We start from the raw sequence: 23,194 nt of genomic DNA, 5'->3' as shown, positions 1-23,194 counted from the left end.
GACCATGGATTCTCCCTACCGCTCTCCGAAGACTCAGGGTGACCAACTGCCGGTCGACGCGAAGGATCATAAGGCGCTCAATGTGGCGCGCTTCCTTGCGATTTGCTCGATCCTAGCCAACGCGGTCATCCTTTACCTAATCCGGGAACTGCGGGCGATCACCGATGAAGTGGGTTTCAAGGCAGGGGAGGAGTCGTGGGTTTCCATGCTGACGTGGTGGAACTGGCGGCTGCCAAATGCGCTTGTATTGGGAACCGCGCTTTTCACCTTGGCCTTGTCATTCACAGGACGGAGGCAGCCCACCCTCGCATTGGCCTTCGTATCGATGGGCTTGGCGCTTTTGAGCCTCGTGGGATTATTTCGGGTGTTCCAATCATCGATGCCTTGGTAGCGCCGACGGTGGGGCGACCCGGCCCGCGTCGCCACTACCGTGGTGAGACGCAGGCGCATGGATGCGACCCATTTCGCCAACTCGCGACCGTCATAGACGTCGCTACATCCCATAGACCGCTGGCGCTGGGGGCAGGCGCTATATTCTACATCTCCGCCCACTGGCGGATGAGATTGTGGTAGACCCCGGTGAGCTGGACTCCGGATTGGCTGGCGGCGGGGTGATCCGGGAGGCTGGCGGCGAGGCGCTGGATCGCGAGGTCGAGGTCGAAGAGGATCGAGCGCTGCTCGTCGGAGCGGATCATGCTTTGGACCCAAAAGAAGGAGCAGAGGCGGGTGCCGCTGGTGACCGGGGTGACGCGGTGGAGGCTGGTGGCGGGATAAAGCACCATGTGGCCGGCGGGGAGCTTCACGCTCTTTGAGCCATAGGTGTCCTCGATGATCAGTTCTCCGCCCTCGTATTCCTCCGGTCCGGAGAAGAAGAGGGTGCAGGAGAGGTCCGTGCGGATGCGGTGGCCGGTGCCGGGGACATTCCGGATCGCGGCATCGACATGGGTGCCGTAGGTTTGACCGCCGGAGTAGCGATTGAACATCGGCGGCAGGAAATGAAGGGGAAGGGCCGCTGACATGAAGAGGGGATTCGCCCCGAGCGCGCGAACGATGGCGTCGCCCACCTGGCGGGCGACCGGATGGGTGGCAGGGATCTGCATATTGTCCTTCGCCTTCACCGCCTGATGGCCAGCGGTGGCCTTTCCGTCTTCCCAATCGGCGGATTCCAGCAGACGGCGGAATTCGGCGGTTAGCTCCGGGGTGAGGACATCGGGAATGCAGACAATCATGGGCAGGCGGGCGCTGGTTGAGTTGAGATTGATTCTCAATAGTGATCGCATGCAAGCGCAATCCGGCCACAGAGAAGTGCGATTAGCGCCAGATTGACATTTTCGTGATTTGGCAATTTTGATTTTGACTTGGCGGAGCTATTGAGACGCATTCGCAACAATCCGGCTGCCGTTAGGGCGGACGGATGTTCTGAGAGCTTCCCAACCGAATGAAAACAGACCCTGCCCAGCTTCTGCTGAATCTTCGCACGACTTCCCGTCCAGACGGCCTTGCCGTGACTGGAACCCTTCTGGCCCTAAGCCAACTGGCCGCTCCTGTCGCGGTGGCCCAGGAAGAAAAGAAGGATGAGAACAAGAAGCCGGAAGAACTCGCAGAGCTGGTGGTGGATGCGAACCAAGAGAAGAAGCTCTACAAGCCGGAGCGCCTGCAGTCCCCGAAGGTGACCCAGCCGCTGCGCGACGTGGCGAAGACCATCACCGTCATCCCGACCGAGGTGATGAAGGCCCAGAACGCGACCAACCTGCGCGACGTGCTGCGCAACGTGCCGGGCATTTCCATGCAGGCCGGTGAAGGCGGCGGCGGTCCAGCCGGTGACAACCTTTCGATCCGAGGGTTCTCGTCCCGCTCGGATATTTTTGTCGATGGCATGCGTGACACCGCTGGCGGCGGTTACAGCCGTGACCCGTTCAACTTCGAGCAAGTCGAAGTGACCAAGGGCCCGAGCTCCACGACGACCGGCCGCGGTTCCACCGGTGGTTCGATCAACATCGTCACCAAGACCCCGCACCTCGACAACGGTTACAATTTCAACCTCGGCGGCGGCACGGATGACTATTTCCGCGGCACCTTCGACGTGAATCAGGAGATCCCGAATCTCAACGGCGTGGCCGTGCGACTCAACGGTCTCTATCACGACCAGATGATCCCGGGCCGCGACTACGTCGAGAACGAGCGCTGGGGCATTGCTCCTTCGATCGCCTTCGGCTTGGGCACGGACACGCGCTTCACGCTGAACTACATGCACCTCGATCAGGACAATGTGCCTGATTACGGCATTCCTTGGGTCGCCCGCACGAGCACGAACCCGATGCTGCCACCGGGTATCCCGTATGGCGTCGGCTTTGACAGCTACTACGGCAACCTGAACCGCGACTACGAGAAGACCATCACGGACATCCTTACCGGGACCTTCGAGCATGACTTCAACGAGGACCTCAAGCTCCGCAGCACCCTGCGCTATGGCCACAACGTCCGTGACTCCGTCACGACCGCGCCGCGCTTCGTGAATGTGAACACGAGTCCGATCCTCAACCAGCAGTTCCAATCCCGCGACCAGACGGACGAGTCCTACTATAGCCAGACCGACCTGCGCTACGACTTCAACACCGGCACTGTCGAGCACCAGGTGGTTGGCGGTCTTGAGCTCGGACGTGAAGACTCGATCAACCACGGCCGCACGGCTTACAACCTTGATGGCACGCCGGTGACCACGGCGCAGACGCCGCAGACCAACCTCTGGTTCCCGAATCCTTTCGGCGATCCGGATCTGGCGATTCGCAACGGCTCCTTTACCGAGACATCTTCCGATATCGTGGCCCTGTATCTCTTCGATACAATCACGATCAACAAGAACTGGGAAGTCAACGGTGGCCTGCGCTGGGACTACTACGATACCGATTACACCTCCCGGACCACGGCGGGCGTCATCACTCCGCTTCAGCGCGATGATTCGATGCTGAGCTATCAAGCGGCAGTCACCTACAAGCCGGTGGAAGAGGGTAGCATCTACCTTTCCTACGGCACCTCCTTCAATCCCTCGACGGAGAACCTGACCTACATCGCTGCTCCGACCGGCACGAACAACACCCTGAGCCTTTTCCAAGCCGATCCGGAAGAGAACGAGACGGTGGAACTCGGTGCCAAGTGGGAATTCTTCGATGAGAAGCTCCTCGTTTCCGGGGCTGTCTTCCGCACCGAGAAGACCAATGCCCGCACCACGGATCCGGCGGATCCGAGTGTCGTGACCCTTACCGGCGAGCAAGTGGTGAAGGGCTTCGAATTCGGCGTGACCGGCCAGATCACTGACAAGTGGAGCATCACCGGTGGCTATACCTACCTCGACGGCGAGGTGAAGGAGTCCGCGGTGCCTGCCGAGGTCGGGAGCGAGCTGAGCAATACTCCGGAGAATTCCTTCAGCATCTGGACCGACTACGTCCTCCCTGCCGGCTTCAATGTCGGCGCGGGTGCCCAGTTTGTGGACAGCCGTTTCAACAATAACAACGAGACGACCCGCCAGACCGCACCGAGCTTCACCATCTTCAATGCGATGGTGGGCTACCAAGCGACGGAGAACCTTTCTCTCCAGCTTAACATCAACAACCTCACCGATGAAGATTACATCGATCGCGTCGGCGGTGGTCACTTCGTCCCGGGGGCAGGCCGCTCGGCAGTGTTGAGCGCCACCATGACCTTCTGATCGGGTTTCTAGCTACGGTTGCAATGAGTGGACGGGAAGTTTCGCCAGGGCGTGCTTCCCGTCCCGTTTTTCCAGAGAGCGGCCCTTCAAACGTTTCAGGAATGCAGGTCGCCGAAGCACCACGTCCCGCCGCTGCCGATCCAGCCATCGCAAGTGCCAGAGACGCTGCGAAGAAGCGGAAGGCTTTCTGGACGAAGCAATTTTACCTCTGGCACTGGGTTAGCAGCGCGATCTGCCTGGCGGCGATGCTGCTCTTTGCCTTCACGGGCATCACCCTCAATCATGCAGGGCAGATCCCCGCAAAGCCGCAAGTCACCGAGACGAAGCTCAAGCTTCCTGATGATCTGTTAGGCAAGATCGCGGCGACGGAAGGGGAAGCGGACTCGAAGGCGGCGCTGCCGGACGAGTTGTCGGCATGGCTCCGCAAAGAGCTGCGTACGCCGATCAAGGGGAAGGTGGCGGAGTGGTCGGAATTTGAGATCTACCTGGGTCTGCCGCGTCCCGGCGGAGACGCTTGGGTGAGCATCGATCGCGAGACAGGAGAGGTGGTCCATGAACTGACGAACCGCGGGGCGATCTCCTATTTGAACGATCTCCACAAAGGCCGGCATACCGGACCCGTGTGGTCGTGGTTCATTGACATCTTTTCAATCGCATGCGTCGTATTTTGCCTGACTGGTCTGGCCCTGCTCTGGGTCCATGCCAAGCGGCGACCGAAGACCTGGCCGATCGTGGCTGCGGGCATCCTCTTGCCCGTGATCCTGATCGTCTTCTTCGTTCACTGACCATCCCACCCCAAAAAATGAACAAGAAAACGCTCCTCGCGCTTCTAACGATGCTTGCGAGTCCCACCGGATTTGCCGGTGAGGTCAAATTAACCATAGAAATCCCCCGTCTGGAGGTGGCCGAATATCATCGGCCCTACGTGGCCTCCTGGATCCAGGCTCCGGACGGTACCGTCGTGAAGAACCTGAGTGTGTGGTACGACACCGACATGAAGGACGCCGAAGGGGAGAAGTGGCTGAAGGATATCCGCCAATGGTGGCGCAAGTCCGGCCGCTCCCTGAAGATGCCAGTCGATGGCGTCAGCGGGCCGACCAAGCCGGTAGGCACTCACACGTCCACCGTGCCGGTAAAGGTGTTCGATCCCGCGGCGCTGCCTGCCGGTGACTACGAGGTGGTCGTGGAGGCATCGAGAGAAGTGGGTGGCCGCGAGATGTTGCGGCTTCCCTTCAAGTGGGACGGCCATGCTGCCGTCGATACCGCAACCCAAGGCAAAACCGAACTTGGGAAAATCAAGTTCACGATCACTCCCTGAGACTCAAACCAAGATCCCTATGATGACCATGTTCAAGAAATCCCTCGGCGTCGCCGCTTTGCTCGCCCTTTCCTCCAGCCCGGTGCTGGCGCACCGCTTCTGGATCATCCCCTCGACCTCCGTGCTTTCCGGTGAGAACGCATGGGTGAGTTTCGATGCTGCGATCTCGAACAATCTCTTCTTCGCCAACCACGTTGCGGCACCGCTGCAATCGCTGATCGCTACCGGTCCGGACGGCAAGGCCGTGGAGGTGCAGAACGGCAAGGAAGGAAAGATCCGCACCACCTTCGACATCGAACTGACCAAGCCGGGCACCTACAAGGTGGCATCGGTGCGCTCGATGCTTTCCGCCCAGTGGAAGGAAGGCGAGGAGACGAAGCGCTGGCGCGGTCCGGCTGCCGAGTTCGCCAAGCAGAATCTGAAAGGCAAGCCGGAGCTGAAGGTTTTCGAAAACCAGACCCGCGTGGAAACCGTGGTGACCTCCGGCGAGCCGAGCAATGAGGTGCTAAAGCCGACGGGCAAGGGCCTGGAGCTGGTGGTGGACAAGAACCACCCGAATGACCTCTTCGCTGGCGAGAAGGCTTCCTTTGGCTTAGCCCTGAATGGCAAGGCGGCGCCGAACGTCAAGATCACCGTGGTGAAGGGCGACGACCGCTACCGCAACGAGCCGGGCGAAACGGAGGTGACCACCAATGAAAACGGCATCTTCGAAGTCTCCTTCTCCGAGCCGGGCCGCTACTGGCTGAATGCCACGCTCGAGAGCGAGGCAGGCGAGTTTGAAGGCGTCCCCATGGGTAGCCGCGTGTCTTACACGACCACCTTCGAAGTGTTGCCGGAATAAGATCACGGCGCGGTCACTTTGCTCCGGCAGAGCTTGACCTGCACTGCAAAACAAGGGACGGCAGGCGCCGCAAACGCGCCCGCCGTCCCTTTTCTCTCGTCTGGTCCGCATGTTCCGTCCCTTTAGAAAGATCTTGTTCTGGCTTCACCTCGTCGCCGGCGTGGCGGCGGGCCTGGTGATCCTCGTGATGGCCACCAGTGGCACGCTGCTGTCCTTCGAGCGGCAGATCACGGAGTCTGTCGATGGCTACCAGGTCTCCATGCCGATCGATGTGCAGAAGAAGGGGCCGGAGGAACTGTTCGCCGCCTTGCAAGCCGCGGAGCCCGGTGCGGCTCCCACGGGGATGGTCGTTTCCTACGATCCCACGCAAGCGGTGGCCTTCCAATTCGGCAAGGAGAAGACCCTTTTCCTGAATCCCTATAGCGGCGAAGTGCTGGGCGAGGGAGCCAAGGGCACGCGCGGATTTTTCCAGTTCGTCACCGGCGTGCACCGCTGGCTGGCGATGAAGGGGGAGTCTCAGAAGACCGGACAAGCGATCACCTCGGCTGCGGCGGTGGTGTTCTTTTTCCTCATCCTCAGCGGTCTGGTGCTGTGGATACCGAAGCGCTGGACGCGCCGCGGGCTGAAGGTGATCACGCTTCCGCAAGGGGGCCTCAAGGGCAGGGCTTGGAATTGGAGCTGGCACAACGTGCTTGGCTTCTGGTTCGCGCTGCCGCTGCTGGTGATCTGTACGACTGGCCTCGTCATTGCCTATCCGTGGGCGAATGCCTTGCTCTTTCGTGCGGTGGGTGAAGAAGCGCCGCCGCCGAAGGGCCCGCCGGGTGGCGGAAAGCCGGGGATGGGCGGACGTGGTCCGGGGTCTCCGCAAGCGGGGCCGGTTTCCACGGCGGGATGGAACCGTGCTTTCGAATTCGCGAAGGAATCGAGCGAGACCTGGAAATCGATCCAGTTTCAATTTCCGCAAGGGAAGGAAGCCATTTTCAATGTCTTCGACGGTCACCGTGGCCGTCCTGATCTGAAGCAGATGGTCACGGTGGACCTGTCCACCGGTGAACTCCGCAAAATTGAGAAATTCGAGGAACAAAGCCGTGGCCGCCAATTGCGGCAGTGGGTCCGCTGGGCTCACACGGGTGAGGCTGGATCGTGGATTGGGCAGGCCGTAGCCGGCTTGTCCGCGGCTGCGGCCGTGATGCTGGTTTGGACCGGCTTGGCCTTGGCGTGGCGCAGGTTCTTCAAGAAGAAGAGCACTGTAGAAGCGCCATTGGCGGAGTGAGAGGGAATCCGCAAAAATCGGGATGATGAGCCGGGCTCATCGGTTGTGCGGATTCGCGGGGTTTTGTTTCAGGATCTAACAGACCGGAAGGTTAAACCCATCCGGCCTGGAGTTGCGTGTGATTACATCCGGACTACCGGGTCCATGCCCGGCGGTCTGGCTGCCTCCGTTACCAAGCGGAGGCGAGACGTAGACATACAATTCCGATGACCCCGAAAAAATACCCCGACATCAATCCCGGGCATTCCGGGAACCTCCCCACACCATCGCGATTCACCTGGAAGCCACTAGCCTTGGCTACCATTGCGATATTGATGGGCGGTTCCGCCTCGGCTGCGCAAAAAACCTACCAGTACTTCCGGTTCCAGCCGACGAAGATCCAGAACAACAACACGCAGATGCAGCTTGCGGAGTTCACCTTCTCGGTGAACGGAACCCTGCTGAATCTGAACAACCGCAACGGTTCAAATGCCAGCGTGGTCCCGGTGACGGTGACTGCGGGTGGTCAGGATCCGAACGCGGGTGAGGGCCCTGGCAAGGTGGCCGACGGTCTACCGCTGATCGGGGGCAATCCGCTTCCCGTCGGGCAGACTTCCACGAAGTGGTTCAACGGTGCCGCCCTTGCCGTGCCGCTGGACTTCGCCTTCACCGAGCCGGTGACGGTGGACTCTTACAATTTCTGCACCGCGAATGATAGCGTGGCCTACAACCGGTCGCCGGTTTCGTGGAACCTCTGGGGACGAACCGAGGAGGGGGACTGGGAGCTGCTGGACGCGCGGAACAACGTCGCGATCGTCAACCAGAACCACACCTACCAAGCCGGCTTCACGATCCCGGAAAGCGTGGCTCCGGTGATCAACTACTTCAACATCATCAACACCGAGTTTGAAGGCACGGCGGCGATCGTGAAGAACGGAGAACAGGTGACGCTGGAGTGGGATTCCCTGTATGGAGATTTGGATGGAACCACACTCGCGCCTGCGCCGGGGGATGTGGATCAATTCGGATTCCTTGCGGTCACGCCACCCTCGAATGCGACGACGGTCTACACCTTGACTGCGGAGCAAGCAGCGACTTCCCAAGCGGCAACGGCCAATGTGACCGTGCGCTCGGTAGCCGGCGGCGCGTCCAATTTCCGCTATGTCCGCTTCAAGGCGACGAAGCTGAGAAGCGGAGTGGGAACCGGGACGATCCAGCTCGCGGAATTCGAACTCTATAGCGGGGAGTCGAAGCTTACGGAGATCTCCGTGACCAATCCGGGTGGCGATACTCCGGATGCGGAGGGCGTCGAAAAGCTGATCGATGGCATCGTGGCGGAAGGCGGGAACAAGTGGCTCGACTTCACCAACTCCCCGGTGGTCTTCGACTTGGGCACCGTGAGTCCAACTTTTGATCGCTACGCTTTCGTGACGGGCGGTGATGCTCCCGAACGCGATCCGATCCAGTGGACGCTCGAAGGCAGCGATGACGGTGTGGTCTGGAACCTGATCGAGAAGGTGGACTTCGATTATCCGACCCCGGAACGCCGGCTCGCTACTACCCGCACGATTCCTCTGCCGGGTATTTCCGTGGTCCAACCACCGGAGATCGCCTTCTTCCGAGCCAGACGTGATACCTCGCTGCCGGATGATCCGATCATCTTCTCGTGGGAGGTGAGCGGTGCGGATTCGATCAAGATCACGCCTGGCACCGGCGAGGAGCTGCCCGCCAGCGGTACGCTGGAATTCGTAGCGACTTCCGATGCGGTCTACACGATCACCGCGACGAACGCGGGCGGTCCTGCCACCAAGTCGCTGAGTTTCGGCGCGGTGGCCACGCCTCCTGCAAGCATCAGCTATGAGGATTTCTCCTCGGCCGGTGATGAGTTCGTGCTGCTTGGCGACGCCTCGCTGGTGAATGATAGTCCGCAGATTCCGAATCCGGGTGATGTGGTGCGTCTCCGCATGGTGCCGGATGAGGCTGGAAAGCACGGGGTTTCCTGGTATAACCAGCGGATCGATCTGAGCGGTGGCTTTGATACGACCTTCGGACTTCAGCTCACCTGTGCCCATCGTGGCTATGGAGCGGAAGGTCTGGGCTTCATGATCCAGAATACCCCGGAAGGTGCGGCGGCTTTACCCCAGGACAATGGTCCGGCCTCCAATGCGCTGACCGTGAAATTCTCCTCATGGGAAAATGCCGAGGGCATCCTCAATGAAGCCCGTATTAATGTCTTTGCGGGAGCAACGAAGATCGGCACCTCCGATCTCCGCCAGGTTTCAGGCATTACCCTGCGTGGCCAGACATACTCCACTCTCACCGGGCCGGTCGATGGAACTCCTTATGTCGTTCGCGTCGTCTATGTCCCCGGAGATCTGGATGTCTATGTGGATGGCGTTCTGGCCTTGGACAGTCTGGACGTGGATCTGGGAGACATCGGAGCGATCGATAGCGAAGGGACGTCTTACGTCGGCTTCGTGGCCCGCACGGGCGGATGGGATCAGGCCAGTGACATCACCGATTGGACGATGTCCGCGACGGCGGGTCCCGGACCGGCGGCGCCGCTGACGCTGGCCAGCAGCGCGATCAATCCGCTGACGGGCAATGCGAGCTTCACCTGGCTCTCCACGGCGGGGAAGGAGTATCGCATCACGGCGTCCACCGATCTGATTACCTTTCCGACGATCCTGATGCAGGATATCCCGTCTGAAGGTGTAATGACGAGCCGGTCGGTAACCTTCACTCCGGGAACCAAGCTCTTCTTCCGGATCGAGGAAGAATAAGTCGGATCCATTCCCACGGATGGTCGGCTCCGGCCTGCGGCTTCCACCGCGGCCGGAGCTTTTCCGTTTTTTACTACGGCGACTGTAGTAAATCGATCAGGCGCTCTGGTAGGCGCGCTGGAGCTCGGAGAGCCGGTGGTCGGCGGCTTTGAGCATGTGCAGGACTTTCTGCTGCTTCTCCATTTCCTGGGGCTCGAGGGTGGAGGAGGCAGCCCGCTGGGCGACCTCGTTCACCGCGGCCTGGAGATTCCGTGCCGCGGCAGCTTGGAAGCGGGGATCGGTAAAGGGTGCGCCCGGAGACATTTCAGGGTCCATGGACTCGACAAGGAAATCCGCGAAGAAGTGGGGCTGGCAGACGCGATAGACGTGCAAGCCGAGTTCGAAGAGATCGCTGGCGAGAGGGCGCAGCGCCTCGACGCCGCGTTGTTCCCAAAGGCGCTCGATTGCGAGGGCGTCTTCAACGGTGTCGGTAGCATCACCGATCCAGTCTTCCGCGATGCCGGGGCCTTTCCGGGAGCTGTCGAGCCACGCGATCAACGCATGAGCAAGGAGGTGGCGGGCCTGCAGGGCCATTTCGGCGGGAGCAGGGTGGTTCTGTTCATGGGGGACCAGCAGTCCAAGCACTTGGCGGGCGTCGGCTGCGGTGGCCTCCGTATCGTCGTGGACCTGAAGCGAATGGCGGCCGCGATTTAGGATGGCGTTGCAGAGCGTAAGAAGCTGCTGCGGGTTCTGCGGATCCGAGAGAAGATTGATGCATTCATCGAAGCAGCGGCGGGCTTCGGCGGGATCTTCGACCACCAGGCCGCGGTTTGCCCAAGCGAGGGCGTAGCGCTGGAGCGTGGCGGGATTCTCGGCGTAGGGGAGCTGCTTGAGGTGGGAGATCGCCTCGTCATAAGCGGCGGTAGCCTCGGCAGAGCGGTCGCCCATGCGGTGAAGCACGTCGCCGCGGTTCATGAAGCCAGCGGAAAGGCCCCAGCGGATGCTCGGCTCTTCTTCCAAGGGGAGATCCTTGCGGAGAGCGATGGCGCGGTCGAAGTCCTCCAGCGCGGCCGGAAGCTTTTCTTCACCTCCGCCGGTCAGCAGGGAGATCCCCCGGTTGGTGTAGAGATTGGCGAGTTCGTTTTTTCCGTGCACCGATCCGTCATCGAGGTCGGCGGGATTCTCCAATGCGGCATCGTAGAAGGGCAGCGCGTGATCGAGCAGGCCGTGATCGCGGTGAAGGTTTCCCATCACCATGCGCGCCATCGCGCGGGCCTGGCGGGTACCTGCATCCGGGTTTTCCCCGGCGACTTCGACGACATTGGTCAGCTCGCCGATGGCGGTGGTGAAGTCCTCCTCGCTGAGCGGGATCGGGACATCGCGCCATTTGAGGACCGTGGCGAGGGTTTCTGGCAGACCGGGGGCCTGAGGTGTGGAGCGGAAGACTTCAGCCATGTGCGGGCGAAACCATCGCGGCCCGTGGCCCGAGGTCCAGCGAAAGTGTGAGGAGAGGGTGCTACAAAAAGCGTGCTCGGGGCAAATCCGGTGTCGAAATCCCCGGACGGGGCTCCCATTCTCGTCGCGTGCTGCGTTTCACGGGGATCGACGAATTGGCTCGGGTGGTTGGGCCGCACCATCTGGCCTTGGGGGTTTTTGACGGCGTGCATCTGGGGCACCAGGCGGTGATTTCCCGGGCCTTGGCGGGACGCGCTCGAGAGGGGGGGACTTGTGGGGTGCTGACCTTTGATCCTTATCCGATCCGGATTCTGGCTCCGGAAAAGGCGCCTCGGCGGCTCTTGGCCTCGCTGGATCACAAGGCGGAGATCCTGGAGCGGATGGGTGTTGATTTCCTGCTGGCGCTTCCCTTCGACCATGAGAGGGCTGCGCAGGATGCAGAAGAGTTTCTTGGCGAGATCTCCTCGGCCGGGGTTCGCACCGTCGCGGTGGGGGAGGATTGGCGCTTCGGCAAGAGCCGGAAAGGCGACGTAGCCCTGCTTTCCCGCCTGTCCGGTGAGTTAGGCTACCATCTGGATGCCGTGCCTCCGGTCATGATGGACGGAGAGCGCATCAGTAGCACCCGCATCCGCCAAGCGATCCGGGACGGCAGCCTCGACGCAGCTGCTGCGATGCTGGGACGAGCTTACACGGTGGAGGGGCGCGTCGTGGAAGGGCGACGCTTGGGAAGGCAAATCGGCTTTCCGACGGCCAATGTGGAGCGTGGCGAAGAGCAATTTCCGCCGGACGGGGTATGGGCCGTGCGTGCGAGGGAAGGGAAGACCTGCCTGAAAGGGGTGGCGAATCTGGGAGTGAGACCCACGGTGGACGGTGAAACCCGGACCTTGGAAGTGCATCTTTTCGACTACTCCGGAGATCTGTATGGGAAGATTTTGGAGGTCGAATTCGTGCGCCATCTGCGCGGTGAAAGGAAATTCGGATCTCTTGAGGAGTTGAAGGCCCAGATTTCCCGCGATGCAGAGCAGGCGTTGTATTTACTTCGTGGGGATGAGGGCGTGGAACAATGAAATTTCCCGGATTTTCCGCTTACCCTGCTGAAAGTCGGTCTCTATACAACGCGGAAACCCCGATGCCGATCTCCGATCGTTTCCAAAATGTCACGACCCGCGCCCGCCTTCTGGCAGTCGCGCCGCTGACCTGTTTCCTCCTGTCGCAGCCTCTGGTTGCACAGACCTCTGCCTTGGCTCAAGCCGAGCTCCAGCGCCGTGCGGCTAACGCCAAGGAGGCGCATGAGCTTCTGAAAAAGGGCGACGAGTCCTATCAGGAAGGCAAGTGGAAGGCTGCCGTGGAAGCCTACAGTGGTGCCCGCGATCTCCTGCCGGAAGCCCCGGCTACCACGGAACTGCGCAAGGCCGCGACCGAGCGCCTCATCCAAGCTTCCATCGAGCAGGCACGCAACCAGCGCCGCTTGGGCGATGTGAGCGGTGCTAAGGAAACCATGTCCAAGGTGCTCGCCGATGATGTGGCGCCGGGCAATGGCTTGGCGCTCGAGATGGACGAGCAACTCAACGACCCTATCCGCACCAATCCCGCCGCGACCCTTGAGCACGGCAAGGATGTGGAGGAAGTCCGGCTGCTTCTCTACAAGGCCGAAGGCTTCAAGAATCTGGGCGACTACGACAAGGCGAGCATGGTCTATGAAGACGTGCTGCAGGTGGACCCCACGAACAAGGCGGCCCGCCGCGGGATGGAAGAAGTTTCGCAGTATAAGGCAGACTACTATCGTGCAGCGCGTGATCATGCCCGCGCTGAATTGCTCGCCGAGGTGGACGAGTCCTGGCAACTGCGCGTGACGCCGAAGGAAGATGTTGCGTCCTTGGTGGGAGCCGGCAGGCACCAACCCGGTGCCGGGGATGTCCTCCTTTCCAGCAAGATGGAGCGGATCATCCTTCCGGTGGTCTCCTTCGACGCCGTGAAGATTCAGGAAGCTTTCGACTTCCTTCGCGCCCAATCCATCGAGCGGGATACCCTCGAAGTGGATCCGACCCGAAAGGGAATCAATTTCGTGCTGAATCTCGGCGATTCGGCCGCGGCTCAGGGAATTCTGCAGGTGCCCATTTCGCTGGAACTGCGGAACGTGCCACTTTCCCAAGTGGTCAAATACATCGCGGACGTGACGCGCACGATCGTGGTGCCGCAGGAATTCGCGGTGGAGATCCGTCCGGCGGGCGCTGGTTCCTCCGACCTGATCACGCGGACCTACAGTGTGCCGCCTGATTTCTTGTCCCAGGCAGGCACTGCGGCGGGTGGTTCGGGCGAGCTTGATCCCTTCGCCGACAAGGAAGCCTCGGAAGGACTGCTGGCAGCACGAATGAGTGCCCAGGACGTCCTCAAGAATTTCGGCGTGGAATTCCCAGAAGGTTCTTCCGCGAACTACAACGCCACCACCAGCAAGCTGCGGGTTACCAATACGGTGCAGAATCTCGCGATGGTGGAACAGGCGGTGGAGCAGGCGAATAGCGCCGAGCCACGCATGGTTTCGGTCACGGTCCGGATGATCAAGGTCCAGGAAAACAATCTGGAGGAGCTGGGCTTCGACTGGTTGCTGGATGACTACAGCCTGGGTGGTACTGGCCTGACTCCGGGAACGACTGCCGGTCACTTGAGCGGAGGTACCCAAAATCCGGGAAACATGGCCGACATGCCGTTGGCACCGGGTTCGATTTTCCAGCATGCGATCACCAGCGGCAACCGTAGTGGTACCGAGGCGGTGGACGGCAATGCGATCGACGACCGGATCCTCCAGCAGCAGCAGGGATTTGCGCCCGGTTCTTCGCGCGCTCCGGGGGTGATGTGGATGAACGGTATCATCAACAACACCAACCTCACCATGATGATGCGGGGTCTCTCGCAGAAGAAGGGTGTCGATATCGTGGTGAGTCCTTCCACGGTCACCCGCAGCGGCCAGCAATCGACGGTCGAGATCATGCGGGAATTTATTTACCCGACGGAATACGAGCCCCCGGAACTGCCAAACAGTGTCGGTGGTTCGGCTGCGATTGACTTTGATACCGGGCAGATCGGAGCGGGCTCGCCCATCATGCCGATCACGCCTGCGACCCCGACCTCCTTCGAAATGGAGAAGGTGGGCGTGGTGCTGGACGTCTTGCCGACGGTCAGTGGCGATGGGCACTTCGTGGACGTGGCGCTGAAGCCCAGCATCACGGACTTCGACGGCTTCATCAACTACGGGACACCGATTACCAGTCCGGCTCCGCAATCCATTGCGAGCATTGGCAGAACCGGAAACGAGCGCGTTATCCTGACGGAGAACCAGATCCTGATGCCGGTTTTCTCGAAGACCCAGCTGGACACCAATCTCACGATTGCGAACGGCACCACCTTTGCGGTGGGCGGACTTCTACAATCCCGGATGCAGAAGGTGGAAGACCACACGAAAGTCCTCGGGGACATCCCGGTCGTGGGACGTTTGTTCAGGAGCGAGGTTACCGCGCCTTCGCGGACCCTGCTTTTGTTCCTCGTGACGGTGAATGTGCTGGATCCGACGGGTGAGAACGCCCAGGGCAATTGACGCCCTGTCATTTCGCGCGGAGCTTGCTGCTCCGCACGTCCTTTTATTTGCATGGCTGACTCCGATAGCGAACCGGACAATTATTCCATCGATGAAATGATGGACCGCCTGCGGTCCAGAGGGGAGGGTGGGCAGGATGGAGATGCCCCCCAACTGGTGACCCGGCCGGACGGCACGCAGGTTTACCGCGTGAAAAAGCGGAAACGGCGTAGCCGCCAGCCGAAGAAAGAGAAGGAAGCGCGGCAGAAGCGCTTCCGGATCCTTCAGGTGATCCTTGCGGTGGCTCTGGTGATCCTTGTTGCGGTCTGTTTCTTTGCCTCGCTGGTGTTTTTGAACAGCAGCGCCTACCGGGACTCGGTGATCGCGAAGATCCAGGCTTGGAGCGGTGCTGAGACGAAGGTCACGCAGCTCCGCCTTACCCCGGTGGGGGCCAGTGCGGATGCCATCGAGTTCACTTGGCCGCAGGAGTCGATCCTCGCCAAGCTGGACCTTCGCGGGCTGCAAGGAGATCTGAATTTCACGAAGCTGGTCGGAGGTTCCTGGCACGGATCCGAAATCGTGGCCGGACAAGGTGGCAATCTGTTGCTTCGTCCTCCCACAGGCAATCAGGCTTGGTTCAAGCGGCCTGAGGGCGAGCTTCCCTTCCACTTCCGCTACCGCAGCCCCAAATTCAACGTCCTTCTGGGTGAAGAAACTGCTCCGGCCTTCCATGTCCGTAACAGCGAGGCGAGCCTGGAGATTCATGAGCCGGAGGCCGTGTCTGCCAGCCTGCGCCTTGATGGCGGAACGGCGACCTTTGCCGGATGGGGTGACTTCAAGCTCGAGTTTGCCTCCCTGCTCATCGAGAAGGGAAAGATCTTTCTCAGCAATGCCCGGCTTTCGCCGGTGGGTGCCGCGAAAGGCAGGATCGAGATTTCCAACAACGAGGAAAACAAGGAGAGCGTGCCCTTCGATTTCGAGAGCGGTGAGACCATACTCCCTGTGAGAGTCGCCGATATCGAGCTGCAGCATCTCTTGGGGCCATCCTTCGGCTCGTTTTTGTCCACGACGGTGGAGGTTCCCGGGGAGAAAGCGACCGGTGACCTGATCGTCCGGACTTCCGGGGACGCCGGTCTTTCCTGGCGCATTCCTTTCCGTGCGATCGCGGCAGCGGATTCCACGGCGACAGGATTACCCATGTTCGAGTTGATCGCCCGCGAACTGGGCGAGGTGTGGTATGAAAAGCCGCGTTTCGATCTCGAAGCGAAGGGCGTCGCAGTGAGAGACAAGAACCGGACGGGGGTCGAGAGCCTGATTCTTGATGCCCGGGGTCGGATTTCGATTGGCGGAAGCATCTTTGCCGATGCCAGCGGCAAGCTCGATGGCGAGCTTCAGGTTGGTCTTCCGAGCTCTGCGGTCGATGGCGGTTCTCCGGCGTTCCAGAGGGTTTTCCACCGCCGGGCCGGTGGATCTTCATGGGCGAAGATTCATATTTCGGGTACCAACCAGCAGCCCTTGGACGACCTCGAAGTGCAGCTGAAGACTTCCTCCACCGTGACATCTCCTGCAGTGGGGGGAGACAAGGCGCTGGACGAAACGTTCGAGCAGTTGATCACGCCGGGTGCGCGCTGAGCGGGCCTCCGGTGCAAAGATAAGTTCAGCCGGAGAAGGGCGGTCTTCGATAGGCATCGTAGCAGGCCGTCCCCGGGGACTAGGTTCCGGGCTCGCCCTTGAATGGGATGGTAGTCCGTGCAACCGGGAGAGATATCCTTGGAAAACATCACCCGGGGTTGCATGTCGCAGACCCCGGGCTATGAAGGTGTCCCTTCCTGACACCGTGAATGCCTGTCTCCGTAGCCGCACGAGGGGGCTGGGAGGCCGTCAATTCTCTACCACCCGGAAGAAGCAGTTCGGGTTTGCGAGGCGATCGATCGGCACAAGTTCCTCATGGCTGGCGCCACTGGCGGTAACGGTGCGGATATCCATCCATGAGTCGGTAGCCAAAGTCGTGCTTTTCTGGATCTTGTAGCTACGTCCGCTCTGGGACTTCCAACGGAAGCGCATTTCATTTCCCTCCATCGTCGCCTGCTCGAATTTGAGTTCGGATTGGCCGACGATGGTGAAGAGGAAGCGGTTCGAGACCTCCGTGTAGGAGTCGTTCGTGAACATCGCCGCGAAGTAATCACCCGGTGGAAGATCTGGCAGGTGGAAGGTCACGCTACCGGAGGTGGCGCCCGCGAAGTAGAGATAGGCGGTGAGGACGTCCACGCCGGGGACATCGCCTTGCTTGAAGATGCCGATCCAGTCCTTCGGGATGCCGGGGCCCTTGTTGAAGCTCACCGTGAAGTCGCTGCCCGCGGTGATCTGGTTCGATTCCATCGAGACGCTCGTGATCTGCGTTCCCACGGAGAAAACGATGCGCTGGCTGATCTCCTGATAGCCATCATTCACGAAGAAGGAGGCGAAGTAGTATCCCTTCGGGAGGCCCGTGAAGTCGAGTGATCCCGAGGCGGTGGGCGCATACTTGTATTGCGTCGAAAGGGGGCCTCCCGGGGTCTGGCCGATCTGGTAGATGCCAATCCAATCCGTGGCTCCTGCAGGGGCGTTCGAGAACTGGATGCTCACGGTCTCCCCTTCGTCGTAAGCTTCCTTCGCGGTGCTGATGACAGCTGCATTGCCGACATAGAAAGGAACGCGCGGAGCGATCTCGGTGTAGCCATCGTTGGTGAAGAAGGCGGCGTACCATTCGCCAACCGGCAGGTTGTAGGTGAAGTTCCGCGTGCCGTTCACCAGGTTCGCGGCATCGACATATTGCCAGGTGGTGGAAGTGACGGTGCCGGCCCCCGAGCCGGGCTTTTGGCCCTTCTTGTAAATGCCAATCCAGTCCTTCGGCAGGCCGGTGCCATTTTCGTAGGTAGCCAGGAAGTCCTCGTTCGGGGCATAGACGGTCTTCGCAAGCTTCAGGGCGGTCGGCCCGCTGGTGCTGCCTTCAACGGTGAAGGCGATGGCATCCGACCATGCGGACCACATCGCATTCGTGTCGCGATGGCGGACACGGGCGTAGTGGGTGCCATTGTAGATGCCGGAAGAAACGGCGAGGCGCAGGATGTCCACGTTCGCGTGGATATTTACCGGTTCGTAGAGCGGAGCACCGGTGTCGCCGTAGAGATTCTCCACGTCGCGAATGCGATCGATCTTGAGATTGGTGAATCCAGAATCGGCGGCGATCTGGAACCAAGTGCTATTGATCGCCTCCCCGCTGCCACTCTGGTAAGCGCTGCTGATGAGTTCGAGCGGCAGAGTGACCGGACCACTGAAGGTATTCTCAAGTGCAGGCTTGTTTGGAGCTTCGAGGCCGAGCTTGCGGTGGAAGCTGTCGATGATCCGGCTGTTGTAGTTCCAGCGGGTCTCGGCAGAGAGTTTCACATTGGCCTCCGCATAGCAGGTGACCTCCATGGTCCGGGCGGAGAGGTCAAAGTCCATGAGCTGCCAGGCCCAGTGGGCGATGGTTTTCTGGACGTCGTCGAAATCCGATTCCGAGGACTGGCCCCAGTACTGGTCCCAGGCGGTGCCACCGGAGATGATGTGGTAGATCGGCCACTCGCGGGTCTGGCCGCGGGCGTAGAGATGGTGATGCGCACCGATGTTCAGCACATGCTTCTCCGTCTCCGCCAGCATCGGCATGATCTCGCTGCGGAACCATCCGGAGATGTCGCCCACGTATTGCTCCGCTTGGTAGGGTCGGTGGACCACGCTCACGCAGAGATCCGTGGAGGCATCGGTCTTCAGGGCATCGACCAAGGAACGGACCCACTGCTTCTGCGCGGTGGTGGTGTGTTCGCTGCTGGTGTGGATGAACGCGATGTTTGCCAGCTGGTAAGCATAGTATTTCTCGCCTTCCGTGCCGGGAGTATTGGCGTAGCTGATGTCATCGTAGCGGAAGATCCGGCTGTAGAGATCGAGGTTGGTATCGTAGTAGGTCTCATGGTTCCCGACCGTGGTCATGATCGGGATATTCGGGGAGATCAGGCCGCACTGCTTGAAGTGCAGGTTCCGGTAGTGATCGAGGGTGCCGACATCCACCTGGTCCCCGGGCATCAGGATGAAATCGATGACTTCCTCGATGGGCACGCCGTAGGTCGATTCGATCTTCGCCTTGGCGCAGGCGATGAGTTTCTCGTAGCGGTTTTCGCCGATGATCTGGTTGTCGCCCATCACGAGCACGCGCATGCGCCCCGTCTTGGTGCCTGCGGGGACCGGTGTGCGGAAGCGGAAGACGTCCGAAACTGTGGAGCCATTGCGGACCCGGTAGTAATAGTAGCTCGCCGGCGAGAGTCCGGTGATGCGTCCGGCGTGGTAGTGATAGCCGGTGCCGAGCACGTCGAGCGCGGCGTTGACCGTGTTGTTGAGGTTTGCTGGCGAGGTGCCCCATTCGATCTGTCCGCTCGGAGCATTATCGGAGAACCATGAAACCCACATCGAGTCAGGGCGCGGTGTTTGCAGGTAGGGGCGGATGCCAGCGGGAATGCCGGTGTAGCCTTCGGGCAATGCGAAGCTGCGGGTGGCCAGACCGAGGGAGCCGAGCGCCGAGAGGCGGAGGAAATCGGAGCGTTTCATGGCAAGGAGTGCGGGGTGGTTTTCGAAATGGAAGGAAAGGGGCGTCAGGCGGCGTGCCCTCCGGCCTGGAGCCGGAGGGATGAGATGGAACGTGCTCCCCGAGCGTGCGGGTCAGCGGCGGCGGCGGAGCAGCGCCGTCATTCCGAGCGCACCGAGCAGGGCGGCGGAGGGCTCCGGAACGAGGATGCCATTGGCGGAGGGACCACCGAGGGATGCGATGGCGGAGTCGCCAAGCGCTTGATCGGTGAAGGCCACCGAGCCCACCAGCAGCGGATGGACGTAGCTGCCTGAGTTGTCCCCTTCATTGAAGAGAAGAAGGTCGGCACCCGGATGATTGTTCGTGTAGACGGCGAAGCGTCCGTCAAGAAGGGATCCCCCGGTGCGGGTCTTCACCAAGTTACCATTCACATAGTATTTGACGGTTCCCGCGGCGAGATCAGCGCTCATCGCGATGCGCTGCCAGGAGTTCTGCGTTACGGCACCACCGGAAGAATAGCCGAGTTCGCCTATGCCGAGGCCACCCGTGTCGGAGATGTACCAATCGGCATCATTGGCGTTATCGGTGGCCGTGTTCATCAGTGCCTGCCAGCCCGCCGCGCCGGGGCTGTAAATGTCCATCAGGATGGTGTACTGATTCAGGTAGGCTCCGCCGCCATTCGGGGCGCTATCGGCAAAGGTCAGCAGCACGCCATTCGCTCCTGCAGTGAAAGAGGGCACGCTCATGTAGCCGGAGGCGACGCCGCCGATATGGGGGACCGTGGTGCCGTCCGTCGTCGCGAAGGAGACGGTGGCAGATCCAGTGGTAGCCATCGTGCCGTTCCCGGCTGCCGCGGTGAGATCGCCGTTGTTGAAGGTCCATTCATAGACCGACGTGGCGGCGGACAAAGGGAGGGTGGAGCAAAGGAGGATGCTCAGGAGGGAGAGTCGGGATTTCATTTCACCGCCCAGCGTGAGGTGGCGGCGGTTTCCGAGAAACGGGCAATATCGCCGGGAGGCGTGGGGATTTCGGCGAAACAAGGAGGCTGATTTTCACAAAACGATGCCCGCTATTTTCCCGGCAGATACCACTTCTGCGAAGCCTGTGTGATGGGATTTCAGCCCCTTAAAAAAATGGAGGCCCGCCTTGCGGCGAGCCTCCTGACCTCCTGAAGATCGGGATCCTGCTTAGTAGCGCAGGCGATAGAAGTGGCTTGGTCCGTCTGCCGGAGCATAGGGAGAGGTGACGGATGGGACGTCGTTCCACTGGAGGAGATCGTCCGATTGCTGTAAAACGCCGCCTGCCCAGTCCAAGGTGATTACTCCACCCGGGCGGGAGATCGTCAGGATCGGATCGTTCACCGTGCCGGTTCCCGCGAGGTAGTGTGCATTGACCCGGCTGGCGGAGAGGGCGGTATTATAGATGGCGGCATCGGTGATTCCGCCGTTGAAGACACGGGCGGCACCTCCCGGATTTTCGGGGAAGCCCGCGCCATTCTTCCAGCGGCCGCGTGCGCCGACCGCCCAGTTGGCATTGTCGACCAGGACCGCACCTCCTGCGGCGGTGGCGGTGGCGACTTGGGTGCCATTGCGATAGAGTGCCCACTGGGTGCCGTCCCATGTTCCGGCGAGGTGGACCCACGCGGTGCTGCCGAGATCTTCGGCGGGCACGGGGAAGGAAGCCTTGCCGCCATTCGCACCGATCTCGTAGTTGCCGCCTTCGATACGGAGGAAAACCTCGCCCGAGAAGTTGTCATTGCCGCCGTGACCGATGATGTTTGCCGAGGCATTCGGCTGGGCTGCCGCGGGTTGTACCCAAGCCTCCAAGGTGATGGGGCCGGTGAAGTTCAGGCCTGCGGGGTTACGGACCTCCAAATAGGTATCGTCGCCATTGAAACGGCTGGCAGCGGTTGAAGGATCGAAGCCGGCATAGGTTGGCGGCTGCGGTCCGTTGATCACCTCAGGGGCATTCACCAAAGTGGCATCAGCTGCGGCGGCGAGGGTTCCGGCGTTGTTCACCACGGCCTTCGCGGCCTCGTTCATCCGGTAGTAAGCCACCGGAGCGTGGGACACGACCAGATCCTGATAAGGGGTGGCCGGTGAAGTGCTGGTGCCATTCGCGTAGTGAGCCGAGACTTGGGCGGGAGTAAGAGCCGAGCCATAGAAGGCGACCTCATCCATGTCACCTTCGAAAGGATTCTCGGTTCCGTTGGCGAAACCGCCGAACGCCGGAACGATCGTTCCCGGGTTTGGCACATAGTCGCCTGCGGTGGCGGTCTGGGTCGCCACGGAGACACCATTGACGTAAACGGCCGCAGTCTGCGTTGCCTTGTCGTAGGTTACCACGAGATGCTGCCACTGGCCGATCGTGTAACCGCCCGCCGCGTTGCCGGTGGTGATGTTGATCGTGCGGTTGTTGCCGGTGCCGTTGTAGAGGCGGAGATTCCAGCCAAAGCCTTCCGCCGGACTGGAGGCCGCCACCGATCCGCGTTGCCAGAGGACCCAGCCGGTGCGATTGGCCCCGGAATTGTAGTTCATCACGACGCATTGGGCGTTTCCGGCACCTTCCGCGGCGGGTTTCACCCAGCCTTCCCATGAGAAGCTTTCGGTCTGGAATTCGGGAAGATTCGGCAGGACGGTGGGATAGCCACCATCATTCGAAGTCTTGTCGATGCGGTTGAAGCGCAGTGCGGTATCGCCCCCGGTCGCGAGGGCACCGGGTACCTGATGGACCGCTCCCGGAAAGTGGAGTGCATTGCCATTTGATCCGAGGGTGCCGAGGTTGGTCGCGACTGAACGCCAGGATGCCTGCTCGGCCATGCGGAGGTGAAGTGTGGCGCCATCGCCGGCGAGGAGGGTTTCATAAGGCTCGGTGGGCTCGAAGCTGAAGGCATTATCCGTGTGCTCCACGATCTGGGTGGTGGTGAGAGCGCTCGGGTAAAAGGCGACTTCATCGATATCGCCCGCGTAGCCGTTCGCGCCGGGATTCACGGCATCGCCCGCCCCGATGACGAGCGGGGCGTCGGGGTTGGCGACATATCCGCCGGCCAAGGTCTGGGAGCCGACGGCGGTGCCATCGACGTAAAGCGTCGCGGTGGAGGTGCCCGCATTCCAGACTGCCACGAGGTGGCTCCAGAATCCCGGGGTCCGCATCCCGCCGGTGATGGTGATGGCGGGAGTGGTGCCGGATTGGTTGAACATCTGGAAACTCCAGCCCGAGCTTTCATCCGCCTTTTGGACGAAGGCCCAGCCCCGGTAGTTGCCGGTGGCCTGGCGATTGGAAATCGCGATTCGCCCCTCGGGGCTGGCGTCGCCGATCACGGGCTTCACCCATGCTTCGACGGTGAAGGACTGGGAGGCCGCGGGATTCAGCGAGGCATTGTAGGAAAGCACGGTGCGCCCGCTGCCGCCATAAGTAATGGAGGTATTGGAGTTGGCGACCAGGGCACCGACCGCGCCATACTGGACATTGTTGTGAGTGCCATTGAGGGCGGCACCGAGGCTGCCGCTATTGGCGGCGACACTGGTGGGAGCGGCATTTCCCAGCGCGTAGTAGGCGAGGGGGGAGTCCGAGAGGACGGCCGTGGAATAGAGATCGGCAGAAGCGAGAGGGATCAGCAGTGCTGAGACCATCAGGATATGCCGGCCGAAGGGAGATGGAAGTGACGAGTTCATCATGGGCTTGATCTAGGGAAG

General features: G+C 61.0%; 15 protein-coding genes. 10 read left to right on the top strand and 5 right to left on the bottom strand.

The genetic code is table 11. The annotated features are described in order from the left end of the window. Window positions 1-4 precede the first annotated feature (4 nt). Window positions 5-391, top strand: coding sequence for a hypothetical protein (locus HHL09_RS02435; RefSeq protein ID WP_169452903.1), 387 nt, complete (start codon window positions 5-7; stop codon window positions 389-391). Between the two features lie 145 nt (window positions 392-536). On the opposite strand, the gene HHL09_RS02430 is transcribed toward HHL09_RS02435, so the two are convergent. Then, window positions 537-1,229 carry a Fe2+-dependent dioxygenase gene (locus HHL09_RS02430; RefSeq protein WP_169457659.1) on the bottom strand — a complete coding sequence of 231 codons (693 nt, stop codon included), beginning with the start codon at window positions 1,227-1,229 and terminating at the stop codon, window positions 537-539. Window positions 1,230-1,438: 209 nt separating this feature from the next. On the opposite strand from HHL09_RS02430, the gene HHL09_RS02425 reads away from it, so the two are divergent. The 6 genes from HHL09_RS02425 to HHL09_RS02400 all read left to right on the top strand — a co-directional run bounded on the left by HHL09_RS02425 (window position 1,439) and on the right by HHL09_RS02400 (window position 9,900). Then, on the top strand, window positions 1,439-3,706 hold the full coding sequence (locus tag HHL09_RS02425) for a TonB-dependent receptor (RefSeq protein ID WP_169452902.1): 2,268 nt from the start codon (window positions 1,439-1,441) through the stop codon (window positions 3,704-3,706). A 101-nt stretch (window positions 3,707-3,807) separates the two neighbouring features. Continuing rightward, complete coding sequence (locus HHL09_RS02420; RefSeq protein ID WP_169452901.1) at window positions 3,808-4,491, top strand: PepSY-associated TM helix domain-containing protein; 684 nt, start codon at window positions 3,808-3,810, stop codon at window positions 4,489-4,491. 17 nt (window positions 4,492-4,508) lie between these two features. Then, the gene (locus HHL09_RS02415; RefSeq protein ID WP_169452900.1) at window positions 4,509-5,024 is read left to right on the top strand and encodes a DUF2271 domain-containing protein; all 516 of its coding nucleotides are present in this window, start codon (window positions 4,509-4,511) and stop codon (window positions 5,022-5,024) included. 28 nt (window positions 5,025-5,052) lie between these two features. Then, window positions 5,053-5,865: a DUF4198 domain-containing protein gene (locus HHL09_RS02410; protein ID WP_169452899.1), complete on the top strand. Its 813-nt coding sequence runs from the start codon at window positions 5,053-5,055 to the stop codon at window positions 5,863-5,865. A gap of 109 nt (window positions 5,866-5,974) precedes the next feature. Further along, window positions 5,975-7,138 (top strand): PepSY-associated TM helix domain-containing protein, encoded by a 1,164-nt coding sequence (locus HHL09_RS02405; RefSeq protein WP_169452898.1) that lies wholly within the window; start codon window positions 5,975-5,977, stop codon window positions 7,136-7,138. A gap of 206 nt (window positions 7,139-7,344) precedes the next feature. Then, window positions 7,345-9,900 carry an L-type lectin family protein gene (locus HHL09_RS02400; RefSeq protein ID WP_169452897.1) on the top strand — a complete coding sequence of 852 codons (2,556 nt, stop codon included), beginning with the start codon at window positions 7,345-7,347 and terminating at the stop codon, window positions 9,898-9,900. A 96-nt stretch (window positions 9,901-9,996) separates the two neighbouring features. Here the strand turns inward: HHL09_RS02400 and HHL09_RS02395 are convergent, their stop codons facing one another. Beyond that, a complete protein-coding gene (locus tag HHL09_RS02395; RefSeq protein WP_169452896.1) occupies window positions 9,997-11,334 on the bottom strand; it encodes a tetratricopeptide repeat protein in 1,338 nt (445 codons plus the stop codon). Between the two features lie 128 nt (window positions 11,335-11,462). On the opposite strand from HHL09_RS02395, the gene HHL09_RS02390 reads away from it, so the two are divergent. The 3 genes from HHL09_RS02390 to HHL09_RS02380 all read left to right on the top strand — a co-directional run bounded on the left by HHL09_RS02390 (window position 11,463) and on the right by HHL09_RS02380 (window position 16,537). Then, window positions 11,463-12,401, top strand: coding sequence for a bifunctional riboflavin kinase/FAD synthetase (locus HHL09_RS02390; RefSeq protein ID WP_169452895.1), 939 nt, complete (start codon window positions 11,463-11,465; stop codon window positions 12,399-12,401). Window positions 12,402-12,463: 62 nt separating this feature from the next. Next, on the top strand, window positions 12,464-14,926 hold the full coding sequence (locus HHL09_RS02385) for an Amuc_1098 family type IV pilus outer membrane protein (protein ID WP_169452894.1): 2,463 nt from the start codon (window positions 12,464-12,466) through the stop codon (window positions 14,924-14,926). A 51-nt stretch (window positions 14,927-14,977) separates the two neighbouring features. Beyond that, window positions 14,978-16,537, top strand: coding sequence for an AsmA family protein (locus HHL09_RS02380; RefSeq protein ID WP_169452893.1), 1,560 nt, complete (start codon window positions 14,978-14,980; stop codon window positions 16,535-16,537). Between the two features lie 249 nt (window positions 16,538-16,786). Here HHL09_RS02380 and HHL09_RS02375 read toward each other — a convergent pair whose 3' ends face one another. The 3 genes from HHL09_RS02375 to HHL09_RS02365 all read right to left on the bottom strand — a co-directional run bounded on the left by HHL09_RS02375 (window position 16,787) and on the right by HHL09_RS02365 (window position 23,176). After that, a complete protein-coding gene (locus HHL09_RS02375; protein ID WP_169452892.1) occupies window positions 16,787-19,522 on the bottom strand; it encodes a purple acid phosphatase family protein in 2,736 nt (911 codons plus the stop codon). A gap of 111 nt (window positions 19,523-19,633) precedes the next feature. Continuing rightward, window positions 19,634-20,458 carry a LamG-like jellyroll fold domain-containing protein gene (locus tag HHL09_RS02370; RefSeq protein ID WP_169452891.1) on the bottom strand — a complete coding sequence of 275 codons (825 nt, stop codon included), beginning with the start codon at window positions 20,456-20,458 and terminating at the stop codon, window positions 19,634-19,636. A 228-nt stretch (window positions 20,459-20,686) separates the two neighbouring features. Next, on the bottom strand, window positions 20,687-23,176 hold the full coding sequence (locus tag HHL09_RS02365) for a LamG domain-containing protein (RefSeq protein WP_169452890.1): 2,490 nt from the start codon (window positions 23,174-23,176) through the stop codon (window positions 20,687-20,689). Window positions 23,177-23,194: the final 18 nt, after the last annotated feature.

Source organism: Luteolibacter luteus (genome assembly GCF_012913485.1).
Classification (GTDB): Bacteria; Verrucomicrobiota; Verrucomicrobiia; order Verrucomicrobiales; family Akkermansiaceae; genus Haloferula; species Haloferula lutea.
Note: the sequence above shows the minus strand (reverse complement) of the source record. Positions and strands in the feature narration are given on the sequence as shown.